Origin of the sequence: Providencia sp. NPDC089933, from assembly GCF_049545585.1 — a bacterium.
GTDB classification, from domain to species: domain Bacteria; phylum Pseudomonadota; class Gammaproteobacteria; order Enterobacterales; family Enterobacteriaceae; genus Providencia; species Providencia huashanensis.
Genome location: NZ_JBMWDT010000024.1, coordinates 1 through 26,214, shown reverse-complemented (window position 1 = coordinate 26,214; position 26,214 = coordinate 1). Strand labels below are relative to the sequence as shown.

Genomic DNA, 26,214 nt, shown 5'->3' with positions numbered 1-26,214 from the left:
AGAGAATGTAAATGGAACAATATAAAAAAACGATAGTATATATAAATTTATCTCTAATGATTCTTAGTTTGTATCTTTGTATAACTACAGAATCAAAAATGTTTAGTTTATATAAAGAAGCTTATTTGTTAAATATGTTCCTATTTGGAGTGGTGTTTTTTTGGATGTTTTTTTCATTCAAAATTGTTCCAATTTCAGAGTTTTCAATGAAAATATATGCAAGATTTATATTATCATTTTTGATCTTTGTGGCTCCTATTTTAGACTTGATTTTTGATCGTGTGTTTAATATAGGAAGTGTAATCTTATTAGTGTTAGCTATATCACAAGGGTTTTATTTCGTTTTTTCTATATTGCTCTACTCAAAGAAAAGGTTAGATACTCCAAAAGTAAAAGAACTTTTGAGTGAAATCTTTAGTAATCAAAAATCTAATTAAACCCTAACGCACTTCGTTTGTTAACGGTCTATTCCCCTAAATAATAAATTTTTCAGGGGAATAGACCCTCTCGTTTCTAGAGGTTTCTAATGGCGGATGAAATTGATGTCTCTCAAGCTGAGAGCGAGTTTTTGCTGTCTTTAAGGTTGAGTCAACGTGCTAAATATCAAGGTCAAAGTGCAAAAGTTTGTATCGAGTGCGGTGAGAGTATTCCGCTGGCACGCCGACTTGCATTACCTGGTGTGCAGCATTGTGTTAATTGTATCAAGCACCAAGAGTGTTCTCGCCTAAGATAATCACGTTTTTAAATTATCCCTTCCTACTTTTATATCGACTATTAAATTGAGGTTATTATGAATAAATCAACACTGAATAAAGTGGGTATTACCTTGTCTTTATTATTCTTGAGTCAATTTTCCTATTCTCATGAAATAAATAAACTCAATAAAGAGATGCTAAATTATCATACGCAACGGGATGTCATTATCAGTTGCAGCCAATACGTTGTTGGCTATCAGTATCCTAATCAATCAAATCAAGAAAATGTGAATCAATATTTGAATTACCTTCATGTGCTCTCACCTGATTTAGAGTTCATTCTTAATGAAATCGAGAAGATGAGTTCAAAAAAGATAATAGCTGACATTCCTGTATATATTAAAACGAACAATTTGAGTCGAGAGCAAGGTATCACATTTTGTGCGCTTAAATCTAAACAGTCAGTCAATGATATATTAATGCAATAAAATCGAATTATTTATCTCTTCTAATTTATTCGCTATTCGTTATTTCGAAGGAGTGATCTTATCATGAGTTCAACCAAGCATATTACGCAGGGTGGACAAGTCTTTAGCTATATGCTCGGCATGTTCATGCAGGTAAATAAGCGGATTTCGTTTTGGCTCGTTAATTTTTATTTAATTCTATTACCCTTAATTTTTTATTTAAAAGTCCCTCTACAAGAAATTAAAAATGGCGGTCTGTATTGGTGGCTTTATTTCACGTCGGCGGGCGAGAAAGCCTTATATCGAGTTCCGCCACTTTATGATGTGCATTTTGATGGCCAACTCTTTCGATTTACGTCGGCCAATATTTTAAAAGATCCCTACATGATGTATGCAGGCGATATCTTTCTGCAAGAACTCTGGCTCTCTTTTGTGTGGGCCTCCGTGTTTGTCGGCATTCTCGCCTTTGTTATTTACCGTTTTTTGCACCGTTTAGGTCAGCGTCAAGCCAAAGACGATGTGATTGGAGGACGGACATTAACTGAAGATATTAAGCTTGTCCGTAATATGCTTCATGCTCGCCGGGAAGCCTCCCCGATTACCTTTGATGGGCTCCCGTTAAAACTCAACAGTGAAGTGCAAAACATGTTGATGCACGGTACACCAGGGTCAGGAAAATCCAATGCGATGAATAAGCTGCTTATTCAATTACGGCAGCGGGGCGATATGGTGATTGTGTTCGATAAGGGCTGTTCTTTGGTCAAAAAGCACTATAACGAAAACATCGATAAATTACTCAATCCATTAGATGAACGTTGTGAAAATTGGGATTTGTGGCGAGAGTGTCTCACAACACCCGATTTTGACAGCATGGCGAATACGCTTATTCCCCAAAGTACGTCAGAAGACCCGTTTTGGACAGGCTCGGCGCGCACTATCTTTACCGCCGTGTCGGCTAAACTCGGCTCTGATGATAAACGCAGTTATAACAAGTTATTGCGGACTTTATTGGCCATTGACCTCAAAACGTTACGCGCGTATGTGGCGGGGACGGAAGCTAGCAACTTGATGGAAGAGAAAGTTGAAAAAACCGCGATTTCAATCCGTGGTGTTCTGACTAACTACGTCAAAGCATTACGCTACCTGCAAGGGATTGAGCGCAACGGTAAAGCGCCATTTGCGATCCGTGAATGGATGAAAACCGTCAATGAGAAAAAGGTGCGTCACGGCTGGTTGTGGATCACCAGTAATGCCCGTCAACATGAATCCTTAAAACCGTTAATTTCCATGTGGTTAGCACAAGCAGCCAACTGTTTACTGGAAATGGGGGAAAATCCTGAGCGTCGTGTTTGGTTTATCTACGATGAATTAGCCTCACTGCATAAACTCCCTGAATTACCGCAAGTATTGTCTGAAGCCCGTAAGTTTGGGGGATGTTTCACGCTTGGCTTTCAGAATAAACCGCAGCTGGACTATACCTACGGCCGAGACTATGCCGATGCGATGATGGATTTACTCAATACCCGTTTTTTCTTTCGTTCACCGGATGAAAATGTGGCGAAGTGGGTACGTGACCAGCTCGGGCAAGAACGGATCAAACGGTTCAGTGAGCAATACAGTTACGGTAAAGAGACGGTACGTGATGGGGTTTCGTTTAATAAACAGCAAGAAGACAGCGATTTAGTTAACTACTCCGATGTGCAATCGCTACCGGATTTGACGTGTTATATCACATTACCAGGCCAATATCCTGTTGTTAAACATGCAATGCGCTACGAAAAAATCAAACCTGTTGCGGCCGAATTCACGGCTCGTGCGATTAATGACAGCTTAGATCAAGAGATTGAAGCTGAAATTAACGAGCGATTAAAAATGGGCGCTATCCCTGACGGTGTCAACCAGGTCATTGATAGCTTGATAAGCGGTCAGCCGATTGAATTGCCTGTTGAGACCACACCTAATAATACCGTTACAGACGTTGCTCAACCTCAACCTATCGTTCAACCAACACCGAATTCAACGACGCCCAAAAACAGTCAGATAGCAACGGGAACCGCATCATCCGAAAACCGAACGGAAAGCCAAGGGGGGCGAGAAGTGGCTGTTGATAATTTGCGCGTCAACACCGATACGGGGGAAGTGTTGGGGGCGACCTCAGAGCACGAAGAAAACCCACAAGACCTGTATGACAGCTATACACGCATGCGGCAAGAAGAAAAGGAAATTTTGGGTGATCCTCATGCAAATCATTCGAATTCTTCACAAGAGTTTGAACATGATGATCCTAATTGGGAGAAATGGTAATGCTGACTGTTGCACCGATTGCCAATAATGCGGCAAATTATTATACCCATGAAGACAATTATTATTTCCTCGGCAACCTTGAAGCCCGCTGGATGGGCGAAGGCGCTAAATCATTGGGATTAGAGGGGGATGTCACTAAAGACCAATTAGGTGAAATCCTGGAAGGGCGCTTACCCAATGGCCAAAGTCTAGAGCGCATGGAAAACGGTAAAAATGTCCACCGTGAAGGACATGATTTAACGTTTTCTGCCCCTAAGAGCGTGTCGGTACTCGGTATTGTACTGGGTGATAAACGGATGATAGAGGCTCACAATCGTGCTGTTGAGGTTGCCCTCCATGAAGTGGAAGGACTTACCTCAACGCGGGTAATGATTGATGGCAAAACCTCGTTGGAAATGACAAATAACCTTGTCGTCGCAGCATTTAACCATGATACGTCTCGTGAGCATGACCCTCAACTGCACACACATACGCTTGTCATGAATATGACAGAGCATAATGGTGAGTGGCGCACGTTATCCAGCGATACACGAAGTAAAATGGGGTTCAGTGAAGCATTGTATGATTTACGGATCGCATTAGGGGAGATCTATCAAAATACGCTGCGTAAAGAAATAGAAGGGATGGGATTTAAAACTCACAACGCAGGACGTAATAGCTTGTGGGAAATTGATAGTGTTCCTGTGATACCCTTTTCTCAACGTCGTCAGCAAATCCTTGATGCGGTCGGACATGAAGCATCACTCAAATCCCGTGATGTGGCAGCGCTTGATACCCGTCAGGCCAAAACAACCCCTGAAAAAAGTGAGTTATTAACCGACTGGTTTGACCATTTGGAGAAAAATGGTTTTGGCTCTGAAGAACGTAAAGCATTTTATGCCGAAGCCGAGCAACGCCTTGCCAAAGGCGAGATGGGGGATACCTCTCGGGAGATACAGCCCGATATCACCCGCGCTGTCACCGATGCGATAGCGTTACTCAGTGATAAGCAGCTCAGTATGACTTACAGCCAAGTATTGGCTAAAACGCTTGGGGGATTGGAAGCTCGTGCGGGCATGATAGCACAGGTGCGTGAAGCGATTGATGCCGCGATTGAACAGCGTCAACTTATCCCACTGGATGAGAAAAAAGGGTTGTTTACCTCCTCCATTCATTTGATGGACGAGCTGAAGCTGCAACAAATTGCCACTGACATGAAGCAACATAACCGCACGGTCAGTTTTCAAGCACGGACAGAAATTCTCAGTCCGGTCATGGAGAAAATAGCGGATACCTTACCCAGCATTGCCATTGTGGCCAGTCAGGGACTGGGTAAAGCACAACGAGACGGGGTATTAGACGGTGTTACAATGGCCCAATCACAAGGACGAAAAGTGGCGGTGATGACCCTCGATGCGACCAGTGCTAAAGCCTTTGCCAATGATAAGCGTTTTGCTTATGTGCCGAAAATGACCCTAGGTGATGGTCAACCCCTTAAACCCAACAGTACCTTAGTGGTGGCTAATGCGGAAAAACTGTCATTGAAATCGGCCTTATCCCTACTGGAAAGCGCCCAATCCGCCAATGTGCAAGTGCTCATGATGGACAGTGGTGGACGTAAAGGCACGGGAAACGTGTTGGCCACCTTACAAGATGCGGGGATTCCGCGTTTTCAGGGCGAGTCCTCATCTGTCTTGACGGTGAAAACCGCGCATATTCCCGATAAAAATCATCGTTATGCGGCACTGGCTGCGGATTATGCGCAGTTGCACAGCGACATGAAACCCGTGGTTGCACAGGTCAGTGGCGTTCGGGAGCAAAAAATCGTGACCGACACCATCCGCCAAACACTCACCGAGCGCGGGATGCTCAGTGAAAAAACGGTGACAGTAACCCAGCTCAAACCCGTGTGGCTCGACAGCCATTCTCGCAAGCAAATCGACAGTTACCGTGAAGGCATGGTGATGGAGCGTTGGAACGCCGATAGAAAAGAGGTTGAGCGCTTTACCATTGACCGTGTCACACCTGAAACCCGCTCTGTTACCTTACTTGACAGTCAGGGGCAAAAACAGTTGATGAAACCCCAACAATTCGATGGTCAATGGAGTGCCTATCAGCGTCAAACGATGGACATTGCTCAAGGAGAGCAGTTAACCATACTGGCGAAGCAAAATAAGTTCTCTGCACGTGACAGGGTCACGGTGTCGGGTTTTATGCCAAACGCGATTATGGTCAATTTTAACGGCAAAACGCACCGTATTGATGTGCGGGACGGTGTCAAAGCCGATTATGGTTATGTTACCGCGCCAGGGCAACAGGCTAACGATACGGGCACAGTGTTATTGGCCGCGTCTGCGCGGGATACGCAGCCGACCTTACTGAATACCGCTGCACGCAGTGGTGAACATATTACCGTGTATACGCCACTGGATAAGATGGAAACAGAGCGTCGTTTATCGCGTTCGCCTGTCTATCAGCAAGCGCGACAGTTAGCGGGGGTTGAGGGGACGGATGCGAAAGCGATTGAGCAAGCGGCCGATAAAGCCACGGAAGCGTTATTGTCTAAGCCCGAAAAAGCCCTGCAACAAGGCATGGCGTTAGCGCAAGGGAGTCAGGTTTTTTTCTCGCGCATCGATGCGATTGCCAAAGCGTTACCATTACACAACTCGCTCGACAGTCAATCGCTGGGGAAAGCCTTTGACCGTTTAGTCGCCCAAAAAACCATCATCCCCGTGACCAGAGGTAAAGGGGCGGCCCAACAACATTACGTGACGGCCAGTACGTGGGAGATGGAAAAACAAATCCTGACCACCATTTTAGCGGGCAAAGGAACACAAATACCGCTGATGGCGTCTGTGCCCGAGGCGCAACTGAACGGATTAACCTCAGGGCAAAAAGCGGCGACTGAGCTGATTTTAGGCAGTCGTGACCAATTTGTTGGTATCCAAGGTTATGCTGGGGTGGGGAAAACCACGCAATTTACAGCCGTTCTCAAGGCACTGGAAACACTCCCTGCGGCGCAGCGGCCAGAAATCATCGGTCTTGCGCCCACGCATCGTGCTGTCGGGGAAATGGCTGCAGTCGGTGTGAAAGCGCAAACTTTGCATGCCTTTTTGATGGATGCCAATCAACGTCAACAACAAGGTGAAACGCTCGATTTTAAAAATACCCTGTTTTTAGTCGATGAAAGCTCCATGATAGGCAACCGAAATTTAAGTGAAGTCTTGCAAATCATTGCTCAGGGTGGGGGGCGAGGCGTGCTCAGTGGGGATACGGCTCAGTTATTGTCAGTGGACAGTGGGACTCCCTTTGCACTTGCACAAGACCGTTCTGCACTCGATACCGCCATCATGCAAGAAATTGTGCGACAAAATCCCGAGCTTCGCCCTGCTATTGAAGCCATCATCGCGGGTCAGGTTCAAACGGCCATTGACACCATGAATAGCGTGACACCGGATGTGGTTCCTCGTCGAGCAGGTGCAAAATTGCCCGAACAGTCGGTGGTAGACTCAGGCAATAAGGTTATCACACATATTCTCGATGATTATCGCAGTCGAACGCCTGAAGCCCAAAAAGAGACGCTGATTGTGGTTCAAACTAACGTCGATAAAGATGTCATTAACCGCGGTATCCATGACATTTTGATCGAGCAAGGGCAATTGCAAGATGGAAAAGCCGTACCGATATTAGTGCGCGAAAATACCCGTACCGAAGCCTTGTTATCAACGGCGGGGATGGCTGAGCATGCGGGTAAAATTGCACTCATTCAAGAGCAGTACTATCGGATTGCGGTGACAGAGGATGGGATAAGTGATGGGGTTGTAACCCTGGTTGATGAAGAAGGGAAAGGGCATTTACTCTCGGCCTTTGAAAGTAGCTTACGAGATATTGGTATTTACCACCAAGAAGGGCGTCACATTGCCGTCGGCGAAAAAATCACCTTTACTCGTACAGACAAAGAGCGTGGACGCGTGACGAACAGTGACTGGACAGTCAGCGAAGTCAATGAACACGGGCAAATCACCCTGACGAATGGTGAGGAGTCACGCGTGCTTGACCCGAATGGGGCATTGACTGACCAACATTTGGATTACGGTTATGCCGGCACCGCACATAAAGCGCAAGGGGCAAGTAGTCCGTATGTGATTGTCTTAGGGGGCGTCCAATTAGGACGACGTATGCTCGCCACTTTGCGTGATGCGTATGTCGCTTTGTCCCGTACTAAAGTCCATGTCCAAACCTACAGTGATGATTTGGATAAATGGACAAGTAAAATTACAAACCCGGGCAACCGAAAGACGGCTCATGATGTGTTGTTGGCTGAACAAGACTATGCCGCCAAAGTGGGTAATCAACTGTTTGACCATGCGAAACCTCTTAATGACACGGCGATTGGTCGCGCATTAAGCCGCCAAATGGGATTGGGTGAGTCACACGAAGGAAAGTTTGTTTACCCGTCCACCAAGCATCCCGAACCGCATGTGGCGTGGCCCGCTTTTGATGAACACGGCAAGTCCCAAGGCACGATGCTACAAGCGATTGAACTCGATGGGGATAAATTGCAGGGGCTTCGCGCTGAAGGGCGTTTACTGGGGAGTGAACAGGCGCAATTTATTGTTGTGAAACCCAGTCAAAACGGGCACACCGTGATTGTGAACAGTTTAGAATCGGCTTTCGATACGATGGCACAGCAACCTGAACAAGGTGTGGTCGTGCAACTCAATCCCGATGAACGTTTACACACGGCCATGATTGAGAAAATCACGCAAGGGGAAGTGGATAGCACCTATGCAAACCCAAATACTGCGCAAACCAATAAAGCAGACAGTGACCCGAAAACCCTGCAAACGCCAGAAGAGCAGGCGATTGATAAAGCCTTAAAAGAGGCTGAAGCAGCCCTACGTCAGCAAACGAACAGCGAGTCTAAAGTGCCAGAACTGAACGAGGACGAACTGCGGCAGGTGATGGCCCAAGAGCGTGACAGTTTGCTGAAAGGGGAACATGACTTAATGGAGGCGAAAGAGCGAGTCATTGAAAAGGCCGTTCAGCTTGAACGTGAACATCAGCAACAACAACGGGACGTCTTGCGCCAACAAGAGCGTGAAATGGTGATGGAAAAATCCCGAGACCGTGAATTTGGTGATTAACACCCTGTTATTTCTGTTTTAACCCGCATTGTCGGCGATTTCCGCCAATTCAATTTAGTTTTCTCCTGCGTCGAACCTCAAGTTTTATCACAAATTTTGTGAATAAATCGCGTCTTTATCGTGAAGACGTTGCTTGAATGCGCATAGAGTGCTAAATTAGCCGACAATTGATGTGAATTTTGTGGCTGCCACGCCGAAAGGTGGCAAATGATGGGATGTAACACACGAAATGTGCTGTGAACCCAAATAGAAAACCCCTGTAATCTTCTTCATTCTTGGCGGAGCGAAAAGATTATCAGGGGTCATCAGAGCAATTCCGCTAGGGGCAATGTTGAACTCCTAGCGGGGAGTATAGAATTATGCGCAAAAAAATACAACTCCTTCCGTACAACATAAGTGCGGAGAAGCATGAATAATGCTATATCAAATCCTGCAATTCCTTGTTCCGTCGGTAAAATTCATCGACATTACGAGCCAAAATTTTTAGGACAATTACCTAAATTAGTGCCTGTGTGTCGTTTTGCGGCCGCGTTAAAACGGCATGATTGGAACCGAAACCCCCATATTTACCAACTGCGCTACAGCCGAAAGCAACGGATATCCGTGCGTTCAGAGCGTCGCGAAACCTTTGATGCGTTAGCAATGGCCATGATTGCCTATGCGGATTACAACCCTGAAAGTGATGCGCTCTTTGAAGTGATGTGTTCAGTGGAAAAATTGGCGGAGCTGTGTGGTCAGTTGTACCGTTATGACAGTGGTCGTAAAAGTTATGACCCCATCCTCCATGCTTTGCGCGATTGGGAACAAGCTAACCTGATTATCATTGATCGCGATTTTGATATCGAGGCCAAACAATACAAAGCGATGCGGATTTGGATACGTCCGGAGTTTTTCCACGGTTTAGGTTTTTCCAAACTGGAACTGAGAGAGATTGTAAATCGTTTTAGCCGTTGGATGGAAAAACAAGGATTAAAGGAGAGCTATCAAAAGCGGTACGCACAGCATGTATTGCGCCTCGCGCGTGCCAATGTCGCCTCCCTCGATAACAAACACAAACTTCGCAACTTGCTCAATAAACTTAAAACGTTGGTGATTGGGGAAGATGAAGCCCTGAAACAAGAGAAGAAACATTTAGCTAAAGCGCTGAAGGAAAAGAAAGCCTTAGCGCAAAGTACGCGTGCGCCTGAAAGTCCAGAGCATGCCGCATGGCGTCGTTTTGAAGCCTGGAAGGTAACGCAGCCTATCGCTGAGGTCATCGCCTTTGAGCGCAGAATGAAAGCCTTGTACCCGAGCCTTCAAGGACAAGCGCTCTATCTGCATTACTTGGCACACTTGCCCGACTCTTAATTTTGCCTGTTAAATTTACCGCCTTGACTGGCGGTGGTTTCGTTCGTTTTAAATCTGGGCAGCCTGTTTTTAAACATAAAAATCGTTATCTCAATCTCCCCATTCATATCTATGATGGCAGAGCGAAAAATTTCGCTCTTTATTTAACCAACTAACTTCGAATGCGTTTGTTCTCTGCAATTAACTTCGAATAGTATTGATATTTTATGGTTAAATTCGTTTTTAGGTTCTGAACTAAACGTCCTTTTAAATAAAAGGAGTTGCGGCTCTGCTTTTTCAAGCCGCACACTCTAAAGAGATAGACCCAATAAAGCCTTCGCTTACAAGCCATAAATGGCTGTCGCTCAGAATAGGGTGTCAACATTGTGCCATTGCCCCCGTAAAGCTGGCCGATGGCCACCTTAACGCGCAGCTACAGCCGTTCATCGAGGCGTCGCCTCTCGCCCGTCTCACTGCGTTTTTCAAAGGGTCAAACAAGCAAAATAACGGTGTTAATATCAGTCGGCTCAATCAGGGCAGGGGGGAGATTGGGGTATTAAACAGCACGTAACCGCTCACGCGGGTCTCGACGGCCCTAACCTTTATTGTCCCTCTGTCACCCTTATTTGCCGTCTACCGCCCTTTGGGCGAGTGATTTCGGTTAAATTTCGTGATAATCTGCCACTAATGTATTGACGCTAAACGTGATTTCGGTGTGAGGATGTATGGAACGCAAAAAATTAACCTTAAAGCGGGCGACAACAGAAAACGTTGAAGAAAGTACAACGCCTGTTATTTCGCCTCGTCGTAAAAAAATGGTGGTTAATACACAGCGTAAAGCCAAAAAAACCGTCAAAACAACACCAACTCAACCCCTTAAAAAAGTGACCTCTCCGCCTGCGCAAAAACAGAAAGTGGTAGTCGTTCCGTTAGAAAAAAAAGTCATTCCGCCAACGCCACCAAAACAACATCTGCCGTTAGAGGAGGCGATTGCCAATATTTCAGCCTATTGGCCACACCTTTTTCCCGATGGACAACTTCGACCCATGGCAGTGGGGACACGAGAGGCCTTATTTGCGGACAAAAAAGTCCGTGAACTGCCTATTTCATATAAAAAATTGAAACGCAGCCTGGCGGCCATTAGTCACAGTGTCAAATACCGCACCACGATTATGCCTGGTGCAGTACGCTATGATAATGATGGTCAGCCTAACGGGGCTGTCACGGAATCGGATGTGGCCGATACGTTAAAACGCATTCAAAAACTGGTTAAACAACAATCACGACCCGCATGACAAAAAAATCACTTCCCCTGTTACAGTTGAAGAAAAAAATCATTGGTTAGGTAAATTAGCCTTTGCCGCTTTAGTCGCGAGTCGCGCTCAAACTGGCGCAGTAGGATGGAAAAGCCGCCCAAAACGCCCAGTCCGAAAATTTTTTTCTGCTTCGCTGGCTACAAACGGCCCTGAAACAAAAACGGTTTCACCGCTGTGTCGTTCATGATTTTGAATGGCTCATTCACCTTGGCCTACAACGGCTAATGACCTCAAAACTGAAATTCCGCTTGGAGTATTTATGGCGTTCGTGTTGTTGTGATATTGCCAGCCAAAGTGATTTGTTTCGCTTAACCTACGCGACCGAGCTGCTTAAAGATTTGGGCTGGGACAGTGTGGTACTCAGTGAAGATCATTGGTAAAAATTGATAATGAAAAAAACAATACCAACTACTATTCCCACCTTCTATGTTACTGCTTCTGCTTTAACCACTGGTTTCAGTGATGAGGGTAAGCAGATTAACTCGGTGGATTTTTGGGTGTTGGGTGATAAAAGACAATTTAACGACGTCATCATGCAAACACCATCTTTGCGGTCAGTTCGATGGCAATTTGCCACACTATACGTTGTTGCAATCACGGTAGGATACAAATGTTATCATCTGATAATATACATCAGCCAGAGGAGTTAATTGTGTTTATCATTTTGGGGTTCCGGCGTAGAACCCCAATTTAACGTGATTACACACGGCAAATAATTATTTATCGCCTGTGGAGTACGAAAACTCCTTCAGAAAAGTGTCCTAATTTATTGTACAAAACACAGAGAGTACGCTCTGAACTGTGGAAACAAAGCTAAGCGGGGATGGATACCCAAGCAGAATGGAGTTCAGTCCTAAAAGATTACCCAGTAAAATCACAAACTGGTGCCTTGTTTTACAAAGGAATGCGCTGTAGTTCTGACTGCTCTGGACATATTGCTGGTTACGAATATGCAGTAGACAATAACATAGAAGATAAAGATAAATGCGATGAAAGCGATTCCCTTTCATTTGCAGAAGGGGGTAGCAAAGCTGTCGATGACATAATAACCGAGAGACAACGACTTGAAGATGAACCCCGCGACTATGATTATGACACCCCTAGTGGTCGTTATTGATTGTTTGCCAAGACGGTGAGAAACCTCTCAGTTGACCGGTTTTCTGAAAGTGCTATTGCGCTTGAAATTCCTAACCATGAACCTAAAACGCCCTGTGGGATCATGGGGCGTTTACGTTGAGCTGAAAAGTTTTATTTGGGGTTCTGCACCGGAACCGCCGGAAATTCCGATACCATTTATTTGATTTTTTTTATACATATTTATCATTATTAGGATGTACGATTAAGGTCCCATCAATGAGAATTAATACGTACCAAGCATATGAAACGTAGTAATCAGATTTTTTTTGCAAGAAACAGCTACTTTTTTACTGTCCGGTTAACCTCGGTCTTACGTACAAAACTCTCTAACCGCCAAAATTAAGCATTTCGTAAATTTCGGCGGTTCCGGCGTGGAACCCCGAAAAGATAAAAAACATTTGAAAAACGGACAGAAAATCGATTCTGCGTTATGATGCACAGTCTTTAGTGAAGAGTGAGTGACCGAATAATGAAACCTAAGCACACGCCGACGGCACATGATGCGGCTTTTAAAGGGTTTATGACGCAGGTTGACAGCGCAAAAGATTTTTTTGACATTCATCTACCTGAGCATATTAAAGCGTTGTGTGATTTCAGTACGTTGGCACTCACAAATTCCTCGTTTATCGACAAACAGTTGCGATCTCGATTATCCGATGTGCTCTATTCGGTGCAAACCACCGAAGGTGAAGGGTATATTTACCTTCTCGTCGAGCACCAGTCGACGCCCGATAAACTCATGGCCTGGAGACTCATGCACTATGCTTTCTTAGCCATGAACCAACATCTTCAGCAAGGGCATAAAACGTTACCGTTAGTGGTGCCGGTGCTGTTTTATCATGGTGGTCGTTCACCCTACCCCTATTCTCAATTGTGGACCGATTGCTTTCCGTTACCGGATATGGCCAATGAGTTATATACCCAGCCGTTCCCGTTGGTTGATGTGACGGTGATTGATGATGATGAGTTGGTCAATCATCGCAAAGTGGCCGTGATGGAGCTGGCGATGAAGCACAAATATTTGCGGGATGAATTTGACCGTGTTATCCCGCTATTGGCACAAGCCATCAATCAACACTATAATAGTGATAACGACATCGTCACTATCCTCAATTATCTGTTCATTGCACTGGACTCACCCAACTTTGAACATATTGTCGAGCAATTGAGTGAACAGGCAGAAAGGCACAAGGAGGCAATTATGAATATTGCACAACGCTTACAAGATAAAGGCGAGAAAATCGGCTGGGAAAAAGGCCTAGAGAAAGGCATTGAGCAAGGTATTGAGAAAGGCATGCGAGAGGCTAAAATTACAATGGCTCGTAGCTTGCTCAAGAACGGTGTTAGCCTTGATCTTATCATTGAAAGTACCGGTTTAAGCCGCGAAGAGCTCATTTCCCTTCAGTAGTATCACCCTATTCCTTTGTCATTTTTGTGCTTAACGCAAACGTCGCTAACTCAATGAGTTTAGCGATGCTTTGCGATTTTTCATAACGGGGTCTTTTGACTTAAAGAACGGTTTGTCCGACACCTCTCTGCAATCCCTTGTCACTCAAGGCATTCACTCAAAAAATCAATTTCAAAACTAGCAATAAGTTTATCTATAACTTTATGAATATTAATAATTTTATCCTTTCGATAAAATTCATAATTTCCAATTAAGTTCATGGTTAGGAAACTGGATGAGCGATTTAACGAGCCTATAAGGCTATGTTTGGTAGCAAAGTCTATTAAATGGTCTCTATATCGTATTTAAACTTAACCATGATAATGTGTAATTGCGCTATTTTTAGCCAAAAACTGAAATTTTAGGCACACTGATCCTAGGCTGCCGTTTGTAACCATCGTTTTCTAGCCATTTTATCCCGCCTTTCTGACAGCAAAGTGGCCGCGTGTATGCCTTTTTCTGCACTCATAAATCGCAGTCGGTTTCCACATAAAATACATTGGTACGGCTCCGTGTTTAAAAATCCTTTCATCAGTGCCGCAAAGCCCGGTTTTTCAGGAACATTAGGATGTATCATGTCTAATGCATCATACACCTTCGGTAATAAACTCCCGCGTTTGCAATTAGCTAAAAAACCGTAATAACGGATCATCTTAAAATGTCGCGCTGGGATATGACTGACATAACGTCGTATCATATCTTCTTGGGTTAAAGTCTGTCGTCGGTATTGTTGGCTGTGGTGATCGTAATAATGATGAACTACGGCACCCCCGCTGTAGTGTTTCAACTGAGAAGCCGAAATAAGGGGACGTTTAAGGTAACGCTCCCATGTTGGGTAATTTCGAATATGGCCGAAACTAGGCAATTTATTGAGTTGTAACTGAAAATAGCTGTCTCGAAGGAGCCGAATGACGACACTATGCCAGACCTTTTCGATATCTTTCTTTTTAAAGAAAATCGGCTTCCAAATGCTGTACTTGGTGAGATCGTTTCGGGTGACTGATAAATGAATGTGCGGGTGTTGATTGAGTTGGCGGCCGTAGGTGTGGAGGGCGCAAAAGATACCGGCCTTGAGTCCAAGGCATCGAGCGTGTTTTAGCATAGCTCGTGTTGTACTGCGAAAGAGTTGGTTATTATCGATAAAGCGGTTCCATGTATCGTCATATTTAAATAATAGTTTTGCAGGTCTGGGAATATACATAACGCAAAGTATAAAAGAGGAGAAAGGAGCTGCCTAGAAATAGAGTGGCTCTGCCGCGACGCTCACGCCAAAGGCGTATTTATATTCATACATAATGATTACGGTGAAAAATAGCTTATTACTATAATGTTAAAAATATGTGGGATATGGTTAAAATAGTAATATTTTGTAATATTCAATTAAATTAGTAAAAGTGTGTAATAATTAATTATGAAAGAGGTAATATTGAAAGTACAGTTATAAAGTTAATTCCTTATGAAATAAACTAATATTATTAGTACTAATTGCCATGCTAATACATGTTAATTGTTTCGCTAATAATATTATTTGTAACGAAATGAAAATAAATACTGGGTAATTATATTTAAAATCCTACTTGTTTTGTGAGTGCATAAAATATATTAATATTTAAATCAAAGTTATATGTATGAAAAATAAAGAAAATAAAAATAAACAAGTGAATGTTCTTGATTTTTAATTTGTTTTATCTATTGTTTTTCGTCTATCGATAGGTCATTTTGATTTTACACTATTAGTGATTAAATCTATTATTACTCTTGTCCAGCGTTGCAATGAAATTTTAAATATAGAAAAGTATGCATTAAAAGGATGTATTATTCATAAAGCGGATTATTAACTCTTTATTGGTGTTTTTTACTTATTCTACGAGTTTCTCACTTCATTTAGTTGTTTTATTTTAAGTCTCAAGCCAAGAGCTAGTAAAAGTTAGGAGTTATTATGAGTGATATTAATGAGATTTCAATACAGAAAAAAATTGGCTTTTTTATAAAAAAAGCAAGGGTAAATAAATCATTAACAGGATATCAATTAGGTAAGTTATTAAATGTTAGTCAGCAGCAAGTTTCTCGGTACGAGAATGGAATTACATCCATTGATGTTAATCGATTAAACCTGATCTTAAAAATATTAGATAAAACTTGGGATGAATTTTTATGGGATGTTATTAAAAATGAGGATTCAATTGGTGAACACCTTATTCTACTTTAAGTACATTTACTTAAATTATTAGTGGTATTTTTTTTGTTGTTAACTTATTTTTTTTCCAATTACTACTGAAATCCTAATTTTAGGGTAGTTGGCTGTAATTGGAAAATAAATTAGGGTGAAAATATATAATTCTTCTCTATTTTATTTAAATTATCTCAGCTCTATAGAGCGAGAGTATTATTATATAAATATATAAAGGTTTATAATATGAAAAAAGTAATTCTTGCAACTCTGATTTGTGGTGCAGCGATGAGTTCATCCGTATTTGCTGCAGATGCTGGTAAAGGAAAAGTTACATTTACTGGCTCAATTATAACAGCTCCATGTTCAATTGCACCTGGTGATGAAAGCCAAGAAGTACCATTAGGTCAAATATCTAATGTAACTCTTGAAAATGGCGGTATGTCTTCAGCTCAACCTTTCAATATTAGATTAGAAGGTTGTAACCTAAATGCGACATATACAGAAAAAGATGCTCAAGGTAATGATATAGAGAAAACTTATAACAATACTGTTAATGTAAGTTTTTATGGAACTGAGTGGAATGACACTGGTTTAATCTCAATTACAGGTACCGGCGCTGGCGCGGGTGTTAAATTGATGAATGATTCAGGTGACACTATCAAAATTAATAGTTCTACAACTCAAAACTTTGTTACTGGTAATAATACATTGAGTTTCCAAGCAGGCCTACAAGGTGTTAAAGGTACAGCTGTAACTCCAGGCGTATTTACTGCAGCAACTAACTTTGTTTTAACATACAACTAATAAGTTATTTGTGAGGTGGGGAAAGATAGCTCTCTCCCACCTGTTATGTATAAGGAATATGGCATGAAGCTTGTGTTTCAAATATTGGGGTTATATTTAAGTATATCAATATCAGCGGTAAGTGCTGAACTTAAAGGGATCCTTACCATGAATGGTAGTATCTTAGAAACCCCTTGCGCCATTGCGATGGAATCAATCGATCAAAGTATTGATTTAGGCGTGGAGCCAATAAGTGTTTTGAAACAATTTGGGCAGGGAACGCGCCATCCTTTTAGCATAAAGGTTATAGATTGTAGAATATCATCACTATCAGGTGAACCATGGAATACATTTTCAATAACCTTCTCTGGTCCTTCAGAAAATAATAATTTCTTAGTTTTTGGTGATGTATCTGGTATAGCGCTCAGATTAGAAGATGAAAAAGGGCAATGGGTAATACCCAATCAACCTATATCCCTTGGAGGTATATCTCAAGGAGATAGGTTACTTAATTATGGGTTACGTATGATAAGTGATCATTCAACATTTATTCCTGGGAACTTTCAAAGTATTCTCAGCTTTAAATTGGATTACTACTGATAATAAAAATAAAACCATTGCTATTTAGCAAGTTGTTTTGAACAAGGATTTTTTATGTCTTTTAATTCTATTACGCGTTGGCGTTATTGTTCTTTGCATATACTAATAGCTGCTGCATTTTATAGCAGTGTTACTCCTCATGTATTTGCAAAAGATATTATATTTAATATGGATGTATTAGATATTGAAGACAAAGAAAATATTAATTTAGAACAATTTTCTCGAGCCGGACATATTATGCCCGGGACTTATACTTTAGAAGTTAAAGTCAATCAATATAGCATCGGTGAATATTCTGTTCCATTTATTGAAGATAAAGAAAGTGAAACCGGAAGTCGTGTATGTATATCTCCAGATATAGTAGATTTAATCGGCTTTAATTCTTCATCTGTTAAAGATTTAAAATGGTCAAATTTAGAAAATAAAGATAAATGTTGGGATCCTTCAAATTTACCTGGAGTTACACTTACTGGTGATTTAGCTACATCATCTTTATTGATTAATATACCACAAGCTTATTTAGAATATAGTTCTCCAGATTGGGATCCTCCTTCTCGGTGGGATAATGGAGTTAATGCATTCCTGTTCGATTATAACTTAAATGGTAGTATAATGGACACGAAAAAAGTCAACCAAAAAACCTATATATTATCCGGAAATGGGGTTGCTGGCATTAATTTAGGGGCTTGGCGTTTTCGTGGTGATTGGCAAGCTGAATCTAGCCATATTACGGGAAAAAATAGTCAATCAAATACCGATATGACATGGAATCGTTTCTATGCCTATCGTGCTTTAACCGCTTTAAAAGCTAAATTAACGTTAGGTGAAGATTATTTTGATTCAGGAGTTTTTGATTCATTTCGATTTATTGGGGCTGCAATTCGTACTGATTTAAATATGGTTCCTCCAAATCTAAGAGGGTATGCTCCAGAAATTACAGGTACGGCAAGAACAAATGCCACCGTGACAGTTCGTCAGCAAGGTCGTGTTATTTATGAAGCACAAGTACCGCAAGGTCCTTTCCGCATTCAAGATCTTTCGGATGCTCTTAGTGGGACTCTAAATGTAACTGTCGCAGAGCAAGATGGAACAACTCAAGAATTTAATGTTGATACTGCTAACTTACCATTCTTAACTCGCCCAGGGCAAGTTCAATATAAACTTGCGGTAGGACAACCAACTGATTATGAACGCCATAGTCAGGGTGAAAATTTTGCTTCAGGTGAATTTTCATGGGGGGTAGCAAATGGATGGTCATTATTTGGTGGTTTTTTAGGTAGTCAGCGTTATCAAGCTTTATCAGTTGGCTTAGGTAGAGATTTGCTAGCATTAGGTGCGTTGTCTTTTGATATAACTCAATCTCGATCTAAACTACCAGACCAGCCAACCTTAAATGGTGGTTCATATCGATTAAGTTATTCGAAAAATTTTGAAGAATATAACAGTCAGGTAACGTTTGCAGGATATCGCTTCTCTGAGAAAGATTTCATGAGTATGAATGATTTTTTAGAGTCTAAAAAATCTGGAATTCATTTTGGTGGTAGCAAAGAGCTGTATACTCTGTCATTTAATAAAAATTTCGTAGATGCTGGTTTATCTCTATATTTAAGTTATAACCACCAAACATATTGGGATAGACCTGAAAATAACTATTATAATTTAATGTTATCAAAATATTTTGATTTGGGTGATTTTAAGAATATAAGCGCTTCTTTATCTTTAAACCGCCAAGTTAATCAGGGAGTTAATGATGATAGTGCTTATCTTTCTTTATCTATTCCTTGGGGTAGTCGTAGTAGTATAAGTTACACCATGGATGTCAGAGATAAGCGTAAAGGCGGTATAAATAATAGGGCGTCTTATTATAATAGCCCTACAGATAGATTTTCCTACCAAATAAGCGCAGGGGAGAATAGAAGAGGAACATCAACCAGTGGATTCGTTTCTTATCAAGGAGATGATGTATTCCTCTCTGGTAATGCTAGCTATATAACTAGTGATTATCAAGCTGTAGGTTTTTCTGCTAATGGTGGAGTAACATTAACTCCTGATGGCGGCGCTTTACATCGTGGGGGAGAATTAGGTGGTACGAGATTACTTGTTGATACTGATGGTGCGGCTAATGTGCCAATTCTAGGTGTTGGGGCTCCTGTTAAGTCAAACCATTTTGGTAAAGCAGTAATAACCAATGTGAACAGTTACTATCGTAATATTGCCCAAGTAGATTTAAATAATCTACCAGATAACGTTGATGCGGAGCAGTCGGTAGTTCAAGCAACTTTAACTGAAGGGGCAGTTGGATACCGTAAATTCAATGTATTGTCTGGTGCGAAAGCTATGGTTGTGATTCGTTTACAAAATGGTAGTTTTCCTCCTTTTGGTGCACAGGTGAAAAATTCTGAAGGTAAGAACACCGGTATTGTTGCTGATAGTGGAAATACCTATTTAAGTGGTATTGTCCCTATGGGCAAAATGACGGTATCGTGGGGTGTGGAAGGAGCTTGTAGTATTTCTTTCCCTCAGAAATTACCAAGCTTAGAGCAATCAATACTATTACCATGTGAAAATATTCCCTCAGAGACAACTAAAAAAATGTAGCAACACGGTATATAGTATATTTTAGAGTTGAATAATTAACTGATTAGAAAATAAAAAGGTACTTGAGATGAAATTGACAACAATACAGCGGACAGGACTAGTTATATCTGGCGTTTTTATAACTCATCTGGCTATTGCTGGTATCACGATGGATCGTACCCGAGTTATTTTTGAAGGAGATAAAAAATCTATTACGCTAAATATTGGGAATAATAATAAAGAATTACCTTACTTAGCTCAAGGGTGGATTGAAAACGATAAAGGACAAAAGGTTAGTAGCCCATTAGTTGTTCTTCCTCCAGTACAACGTATAGAAGCTGGAAAATCTAGCCAAATAAAAATAGAGGCATTACCAGCGGTTAATACATTGCCTCAAGATAGGGAAACTCTATTTTATTTTAATTTACGAGAAATTCCGCCTAAAAGCGAAAAATCAAATGTATTACAAGTGGCTTTACAAACACGAGTAAAACTATTTTATCGCCCTAAAGCGATAATTCCTGAAGAACAAAGTTCTCCATGGCAAGAGAAAATAACAATTGATAAAAGTGCTCAAATGGCTATGGTGAAAAATCCTACACCATTTTATGTGACAATTATTAATGCTCATTCGGTGACATATCAAACAAAGAATAATGATTTTTCACCAGTCATGGTATCTCCATTTGGGCAAGCTAGTTTAGGCATTACTAGCGCAAAATTAGGTGATAAGCCTTCTCTGATTTATATCAATGATTATGGTGGCCGCCCTGAATTGGAATTTAACTGTCAGGCTAATGTTTGTAATGTGACTAAAACAAAACCTTAATTGTAGGATGACAGGAGAGTACGCGGTGGTTAACGGAAAATCAATGAATACGACCATGTTATGTATATGGCTACTGGGAAGTTGTATGACTATAGGCCTAAGTGTACCTGCAACTGCTGCTCAAAAGTTACTGGGATCTGAGGCTAAAGCTATAGATTACAATAATGTGGATGGGCAACACGGAATTTTGCGTGTGAAAGGTGCGTTAACAGATAGTCCCTGTCGATTACAGATGGAGAGTACTGATCAGACGATTAATTTAGGAATTGTTGGTCTTGGTGATTTGCCTAATATTGGGGCAGTAGGACGAGGTGCAACTTTACGTATTGGTTTAACGGATTGTTTGGCTGTACAAAATGCCCAATGGGATCGCCAAATAGGATTGTTGCCTTGGAGTGTTAATCAGCCAGGAGTTAATATTCGATTTACAGGAGCGGATACAGATTCTAGTGGCCGATATCTTCAATTACGTGGAGGCACAGGATTAGGTGTGGTGATAAAAGATATTCACGGTAACCCATTAAAATTAGGTAGTTTTACATCACCTCAGTTATTACCAGTAGGCCAGACTGAGTTGATTTATACTGTTGCTCCGATCCGTTTACAACACATGGTTTCACCCGGCGAGTTCTATGGTGTTATGGGGTTTCAATTGAGTTATGACTAATTATTTTACCAAAAGAATGAATCAACTTAAGGGATATACGATGCATAGAGGACTACTTAAAATTGCTTTTACTGTCGTTAGTTGCCTATTTACATCATCTACATTAGCCGCAGATTCAGTTACAGTTAATATTAAAGGTAATTTAATTTTAAATCCACCATGTGAGATTTCAGGTGTCGGTAATGGCCCAATTGAGGTGGATTTTAAAGATATGGTAATTAGAACGATTACAGGTACTAATTTTCCACAGCCTGTGCCATATACGCTAAAGTGTGATGCTGATGGCGCTACAAACGTTGCTCTTAGATTTAAGGGGGACGGTGCTAAATTCAACTCTAACGTGCTTAAGACAAGTAATGATAATTTAGGTATACGATTTGCTACTGTATCAGGTAGTAGCCCGACCTTCTTTGCGTTGAATACAGATATTCGATTTACAAATAGCCAGCGTCCAACGATAAGAGCTTATCCATTATTAAATCCTGGCGTTGCGGTTAATAGTATCGCAGGAGGTGGATTTACAAGCACTGTTACATTGGAAGCTAGTTATCCATAAGCTTTATGCTGCTTTGGCTAATTTTAACCAAATAGTGAGTTAATGATGAGAACCATTAAATTTAAAAAAAAGGGTATTTGTGGAGGAATTCTCTTTAGTATCGCATTTTCAGTTATGGCAAATAATGGCGCAAATGTTAATTTTAAAGGAAATTTGATTCTTAATCCTCCTTGTGATTTTACCTCTACAACAGGAGCTGACACTATTAATGTTGACTTTAAAGATATTCTAATTCGCAAAATGGAAACTAAAGCTGCTAATGTAAATGCAACTACAGCAATGTATCAAACTCGCTTACCATTAAAATTAGACTGTGGCGATACCGCAAATGGTACAGCACTGAGAGTAAGAATACAGGGCACCACTTCAGTTTTTAATACGGAGTTTTTAGGCACCGATAATGACGATGTTGGGATCCAGTTTATTAATTTAGGGCGAGGAACGTTTATTCCCAATAATAGTACTAACCGACGAGCTCGTATTTTAGTCGGCGATACTATTTCTTTTTATGTTGTACCGATCCGTAATGCGGGTGCTTCGGTAATAAAAACGGGACCATTTAATGCCACAGCAACGTTAATTGCTGAGTATGAGTAACTAATCGTAGTTACAAATTGAAGTTAATAGCTAGTGAACATAAATAAAATTCAAATAGGATGACAGCTTGTTATCTTATTAATGATAAAAATCAAGTTTTATCATTATTTCATAGTGTTATATGATTAAGGTTATTTTATCAAAAGCCTGAAAATGAGGTGGCTAGGATGAAAAAATGCATAAAAAAACAATATATGCCCTTCATTAGTGCAGTGATAATTAGTGTAATGGCATTTTTTATTAATGTTGGAACGTCAATAGCGAGTAATGATGTTAAAATTAATATGACAGGTAATTTATTAGATTTTCCACCATGCGATGTATATAGCAGTGATGGTGTTGGCTCGCCAATCCATATTCATTTTAATGAAATAGGTATACAACGAATTGATGGGAATCGATTTAAACAAAACTGGATATTAAAAGTATCATGTGATGGTACCCTAGGAGCAAATGTTCCTATTGAATTGAAATATAATGGAGAAGATAGTGGGTTTGATACCCAAGCTCTAGTAACTGATAAACCTGGATTAGGTATACGGCTATATCGTTCTGATAATGGTAGTGTTGTTGAGTTAAATAAGCCATATACTTTAGTCATGTCTAAAGGTGGAAAACTAGATATCCCCTTATACTCTGTTCCTGTTAAAGGTGGTAAATCTGTATTATCTGCTGGTCAATTTACAGCATCTGCGACATTAGAACTAAATTACCCGTAAGGTGGCATATGATAAAAATAAATCTAGTTACAATAGCGGCTTGTTGTTTTTTAGCGAGTAGTTTAACTTGGGGTAATAATACAACTTCAGTTAATTATGATGGTACTCTAGTTAATCTGGCTTGCGTTATTGATGATGAGACTCCTATTGAAGTTAATATGGGCTCCATAATCGATAAACAAATCTATTTACATGGTCACTCAGTTAATAAAAAATTTAATTTAATCTTAAAAGATTGTGATCCTATGTTAGCTAATTCTATAGTAATAACACTTAATGGTAGTTCAGGAAATGTTACGCCTGATGGATACCTAAAATTTGATACAGGTAGTGAAGCAAAAGGTGCTGTGATAGGAATTGCGGATGATAAATTATCTCGTGTTCAGATTGGTAAGGAATTGTCACCTAGACTAACAGAATCAGGAACAATGAGTGTTCCTTTATATGCTTTCGTTCAAGGAACTCCTGAAGCTATACAAAATAATTCTATTACACTTGGTCAATTTACTGCGACATTATTTTACACTATCAATTTTGAATAAATCATATAGTGTTAGATAAATATTCCCAGCGATATGATTCACAATAGGTAGATAAATGAATAAATATGAAGGTATCGTAAAAATGGAGAGAGCATTAAAGCAATTCATCGGTGGAATTTGCATATTTTTTTTGGTTTCTCCAACTCAGGCTGTAGAGATTTCACCTGGTAGCAGGGGGACTTTGCCTCTTACTGTTAGTGTCACTGTGCAAGCCGTTACTTGTGATATTAGTGGTTCAGATAATAAGGATGATATAACTGTTGACTTTAAAACTATAACAAAGAAAGGAATTGATAATGGCGATTATGAATTGTCTGTTCCAATAAAAATTACGTGTAGTAATAATACACCATCGTTAAGTTTGCAATTAACAGGCACACCAGCGAATTTTAATAAAACATTATTAAAAGCTAATGAAATTTCAGCGTTAGGTTTTGAGTTTTATATCAATGACCAAAAATGGGCATTGAATAGTACATCTCCAAATTTTACACTAACTTCGATCCCAGTGATAACGGTTAAACCTAAGCTAAGTGAGTACGCTACAAACTTAAATGGTGGAGAATTTACTAGTACTTCTGCTAGCTTGATATTAAATTATGAATAAAGTATTTTTTTATAAAAATAACTAAAGAGATTATCTTTTCTATAATGTTAATTTTTATGTTTTATTTACTATTATGTTAAGTTACAGATAAATACCAAATATTAAAAATTATGATTAATAAGTATAACAACAAAACTGGTTCATTTTGGAGGATTCAGACATATAGTAACGTATCCTTTCATTCTACTCATGATTGGAGAGATTAATATCGTTTTACCATTATATGTTATATAGTGGTTTGAAGCGGATTTAGTATTGATGAATAAATGACAGCGCAGTAATTTAGCTGCTTATGGAAAGACGATATGGTGAAAAAACTCAATAAAATTAAAATAGTAAAATATTGGACACCAGTAGGCAGTCATAATCCTTCTTGGATATATTTATATGCTGATTTTATTGAAAAATCAGGTGAAAGTAAGGAATGTTATTATTATGTTTAACTATGCCAAATATTTTTTGATTTTTGTGGGCTTAATTTTTTTTGTATCAAATGCAAACTCTGAAAATTTAAAACCAGTAGTGACAAGTTCAGTGTTAAGAGTAGCTCCACATTCTCCTGATCAGGTAATCCACACAATTTCTTGGTCTTCATTTAGTGTTTCTGATGAAGATGCGAATCGTGTAATTTATTGTCCAGCAGTTATTGGTTCTCTTTGCGGATGGGGATTTGTTTATAGGCAAACTAATATCACAACAGGAGTAACTGCTACATGGGGATTTAGAGGCGGGTATAATGGATTGGGGATTAATTCACTCTATACAATAAATATTAAAGATGGGCAAACAATGGGAGATGCATATAAGGCTTTTATCGCGAAATTTGGTGCGAGTGGTACAGCTGCAATGATAAGGAATCATAATAACAGACTCGGTGATAATTATCGTTATGCTGGCTGTTTTGCTCTTTTAAATTCGCGAGATAATACTCTATTCGACCCGCCTAATAACCTGGAATGTTTAGACACTCCAATTGACCCCATACCTATGTCATGTCAGATCACTGGCCCAACAGGTGGTGATACAGTAAATCTTGACCATGGAATAGTCAGTACTGGTCGATTGAATGGTAATCAAGCCTCAGCGAAGATAGGTGTTAAATGTACCGAAAATGCATCTGTCTCATTCAGTTTTACTGAGACAACATTACAATTGGGGACAAACTTATCATCAACCCTTTCGTTAAAACGAAATGGTATGGATATACCTATCAGTGATTCACCAGGAAGTAATAATAGTCAAAAAATAGATAAAAATATATTAACTTATATTGATGTTATTTCTACATTATCTGCAGCAGGAACGATTGCCCCCGATCGTTATACAGGAAGCTCCACATTAGTTGTAACATTAAACTAACACTCTCTATTTTAGTCCAAACCAAAAAAATTAAGAAGGCAATATGTCTTCTTAATTTTTGTAGATAAGCGTAAGCGACTCATTTAGACCGTCTATCTGTATTCCTCCAGTTAGTGGAAAGTAAGCGCCCCATGATCCCACGGAGCGCTTTAGTTTTAATGTAAGAAGTTCCAGGGAAGAAGTGAGTTGATATCTGGCTCTGACTTTGCCAGCTCTTTCATACATCTCACCAGGTAATCGTAGAGGATTAGCCCGTTAGCTTTTGCTGTCTCGATGATGCTGTACAGCAGCGCACTGGCATCGGCACCATGTGCATTATTAGCAAAAAGCCAGTTTTTTCTGCCAATGACCAACGATTTGATGGCGCGTTCCGCACGGTTGTTGTCG

The 26,214-nt window shown here is 40.4% G+C and carries 23 protein-coding genes and 1 pseudogene; 22 read left to right on the top strand and 2 right to left on the bottom strand.

All coding sequences use genetic code 11. From position 1 onward, the window contains the following. Window positions 1–11: 11 nt before the first annotated feature. The 10 genes from ACPEH5_RS21820 to ACPEH5_RS21775 all read left to right on the top strand — a co-directional run bounded on the left by ACPEH5_RS21820 (window position 12) and on the right by ACPEH5_RS21775 (window position 13,779). Window positions 12–437 (top strand): hypothetical protein, encoded by a 426-nt coding sequence (locus ACPEH5_RS21820; RefSeq protein WP_423727180.1) that lies wholly within the window; start codon window positions 12–14, stop codon window positions 435–437. A gap of 89 nt (window positions 438–526) precedes the next feature. Continuing rightward, window positions 527–733 (top strand): TraR/DksA C4-type zinc finger protein, encoded by a 207-nt coding sequence (locus tag ACPEH5_RS21815; RefSeq protein ID WP_094962757.1) that lies wholly within the window; start codon window positions 527–529, stop codon window positions 731–733. 57 nt (window positions 734–790) lie between these two features. After that, window positions 791–1,183, top strand: a complete 393-nt coding sequence (locus ACPEH5_RS21810; protein ID WP_423727179.1) for a hypothetical protein — start codon at window positions 791–793, stop codon at window positions 1,181–1,183. 63 nt (window positions 1,184–1,246) lie between these two features. Next, the gene (gene traD / locus ACPEH5_RS21805) at window positions 1,247–3,466 is read left to right on the top strand and encodes a type IV conjugative transfer system coupling protein TraD (protein WP_423727178.1); all 2,220 of its coding nucleotides are present in this window, start codon (window positions 1,247–1,249) and stop codon (window positions 3,464–3,466) included. After that, window positions 3,466–8,592: a conjugative transfer relaxase/helicase TraI gene (gene traI, locus ACPEH5_RS21800; RefSeq protein ID WP_423727177.1), complete on the top strand. Its 5,127-nt coding sequence runs from the start codon at window positions 3,466–3,468 to the stop codon at window positions 8,590–8,592. Before traD ends, traI begins: the two co-directional genes overlap by 1 nt. Before the next feature lie 408 nt (window positions 8,593–9,000). Then, window positions 9,001–9,939 carry a RepA family replication protein gene (locus ACPEH5_RS21795; RefSeq protein WP_423727176.1) on the top strand — a complete coding sequence of 313 codons (939 nt, stop codon included), beginning with the start codon at window positions 9,001–9,003 and terminating at the stop codon, window positions 9,937–9,939. 704 nt (window positions 9,940–10,643) lie between these two features. Beyond that, on the top strand, window positions 10,644–11,213 hold the full coding sequence (locus tag ACPEH5_RS21790; protein ID WP_423727175.1) for a ProQ/FINO family protein: 570 nt from the start codon (window positions 10,644–10,646) through the stop codon (window positions 11,211–11,213). Between the two features lie 146 nt (window positions 11,214–11,359). Beyond that, window positions 11,360–11,614, top strand: coding sequence for a DUF2913 family protein (locus ACPEH5_RS21785; protein WP_281111454.1), 255 nt, complete (start codon window positions 11,360–11,362; stop codon window positions 11,612–11,614). 443 nt (window positions 11,615–12,057) lie between these two features. Beyond that, the gene (locus ACPEH5_RS21780) at window positions 12,058–12,351 is read left to right on the top strand and encodes a hypothetical protein (RefSeq protein WP_281111452.1); all 294 of its coding nucleotides are present in this window, start codon (window positions 12,058–12,060) and stop codon (window positions 12,349–12,351) included. A gap of 489 nt (window positions 12,352–12,840) precedes the next feature. After that, a complete protein-coding gene (locus ACPEH5_RS21775; protein WP_281111451.1) occupies window positions 12,841–13,779 on the top strand; it encodes an Rpn family recombination-promoting nuclease/putative transposase in 939 nt (312 codons plus the stop codon). A 415-nt stretch (window positions 13,780–14,194) separates the two neighbouring features. Here the strand turns inward: ACPEH5_RS21775 and ACPEH5_RS21770 are convergent. Beyond that, window positions 14,195–14,971, bottom strand: a pseudogene (locus ACPEH5_RS21770) (transposase); the annotation flags it as partial. 786 nt (window positions 14,972–15,757) lie between these two features. Here ACPEH5_RS21770 and ACPEH5_RS21765 point away from each other — a divergent pair. The 12 genes from ACPEH5_RS21765 to ACPEH5_RS21710 all read left to right on the top strand — a co-directional run bounded on the left by ACPEH5_RS21765 (window position 15,758) and on the right by ACPEH5_RS21710 (window position 25,827). Further along, window positions 15,758–16,027 carry a helix-turn-helix domain-containing protein gene (locus ACPEH5_RS21765; RefSeq protein ID WP_249890939.1) on the top strand — a complete coding sequence of 90 codons (270 nt, stop codon included), beginning with the start codon at window positions 15,758–15,760 and terminating at the stop codon, window positions 16,025–16,027. Between the two features lie 207 nt (window positions 16,028–16,234). Next, window positions 16,235–16,795, top strand: coding sequence for a fimbrial protein (locus ACPEH5_RS21760; protein ID WP_071548896.1), 561 nt, complete (start codon window positions 16,235–16,237; stop codon window positions 16,793–16,795). Window positions 16,796–16,858: 63 nt separating this feature from the next. Further along, complete coding sequence (locus ACPEH5_RS21755) at window positions 16,859–17,374, top strand: fimbrial protein (RefSeq protein ID WP_071548897.1); 516 nt, start codon at window positions 16,859–16,861, stop codon at window positions 17,372–17,374. Between the two features lie 54 nt (window positions 17,375–17,428). Further along, window positions 17,429–19,972, top strand: coding sequence for an outer membrane usher protein (locus tag ACPEH5_RS21750; RefSeq protein ID WP_094962536.1), 2,544 nt, complete (start codon window positions 17,429–17,431; stop codon window positions 19,970–19,972). A gap of 67 nt (window positions 19,973–20,039) precedes the next feature. After that, window positions 20,040–20,780, top strand: coding sequence for a fimbria/pilus periplasmic chaperone (locus ACPEH5_RS21745; protein WP_071548899.1), 741 nt, complete (start codon window positions 20,040–20,042; stop codon window positions 20,778–20,780). Between the two features lie 85 nt (window positions 20,781–20,865). Continuing rightward, window positions 20,866–21,447, top strand: a complete 582-nt coding sequence (locus tag ACPEH5_RS21740; RefSeq protein ID WP_423727174.1) for a fimbrial protein — start codon at window positions 20,866–20,868, stop codon at window positions 21,445–21,447. Window positions 21,448–21,487: 40 nt separating this feature from the next. Further along, window positions 21,488–22,003 (top strand): fimbrial protein, encoded by a 516-nt coding sequence (locus ACPEH5_RS21735; RefSeq protein WP_158516038.1) that lies wholly within the window; start codon window positions 21,488–21,490, stop codon window positions 22,001–22,003. Window positions 22,004–22,045: 42 nt separating this feature from the next. Then, window positions 22,046–22,600 carry a fimbrial protein gene (locus tag ACPEH5_RS21730; protein WP_071548902.1) on the top strand — a complete coding sequence of 185 codons (555 nt, stop codon included), beginning with the start codon at window positions 22,046–22,048 and terminating at the stop codon, window positions 22,598–22,600. A 167-nt stretch (window positions 22,601–22,767) separates the two neighbouring features. Beyond that, entirely contained in the window at window positions 22,768–23,319 is a 552-nt protein-coding gene (locus tag ACPEH5_RS21725) for a fimbrial protein (protein WP_249890944.1), read from the top strand. A gap of 8 nt (window positions 23,320–23,327) precedes the next feature. Further along, window positions 23,328–23,861: a fimbrial protein gene (locus ACPEH5_RS21720; protein ID WP_249890945.1), complete on the top strand. Its 534-nt coding sequence runs from the start codon at window positions 23,328–23,330 to the stop codon at window positions 23,859–23,861. 55 nt (window positions 23,862–23,916) lie between these two features. Beyond that, window positions 23,917–24,468 carry a fimbrial protein gene (locus tag ACPEH5_RS21715; RefSeq protein ID WP_249890946.1) on the top strand — a complete coding sequence of 184 codons (552 nt, stop codon included), beginning with the start codon at window positions 23,917–23,919 and terminating at the stop codon, window positions 24,466–24,468. A gap of 387 nt (window positions 24,469–24,855) precedes the next feature. Continuing rightward, on the top strand, window positions 24,856–25,827 hold the full coding sequence (locus ACPEH5_RS21710) for a hypothetical protein (protein WP_281111446.1): 972 nt from the start codon (window positions 24,856–24,858) through the stop codon (window positions 25,825–25,827). A 155-nt stretch (window positions 25,828–25,982) separates the two neighbouring features. Here the strand turns inward: ACPEH5_RS21710 and ACPEH5_RS21705 are convergent. Then, on the bottom strand, window positions 25,983–26,214 hold a 232-nt coding region (locus ACPEH5_RS21705), incomplete at its 5' end, for a transposase domain-containing protein (protein WP_423727173.1).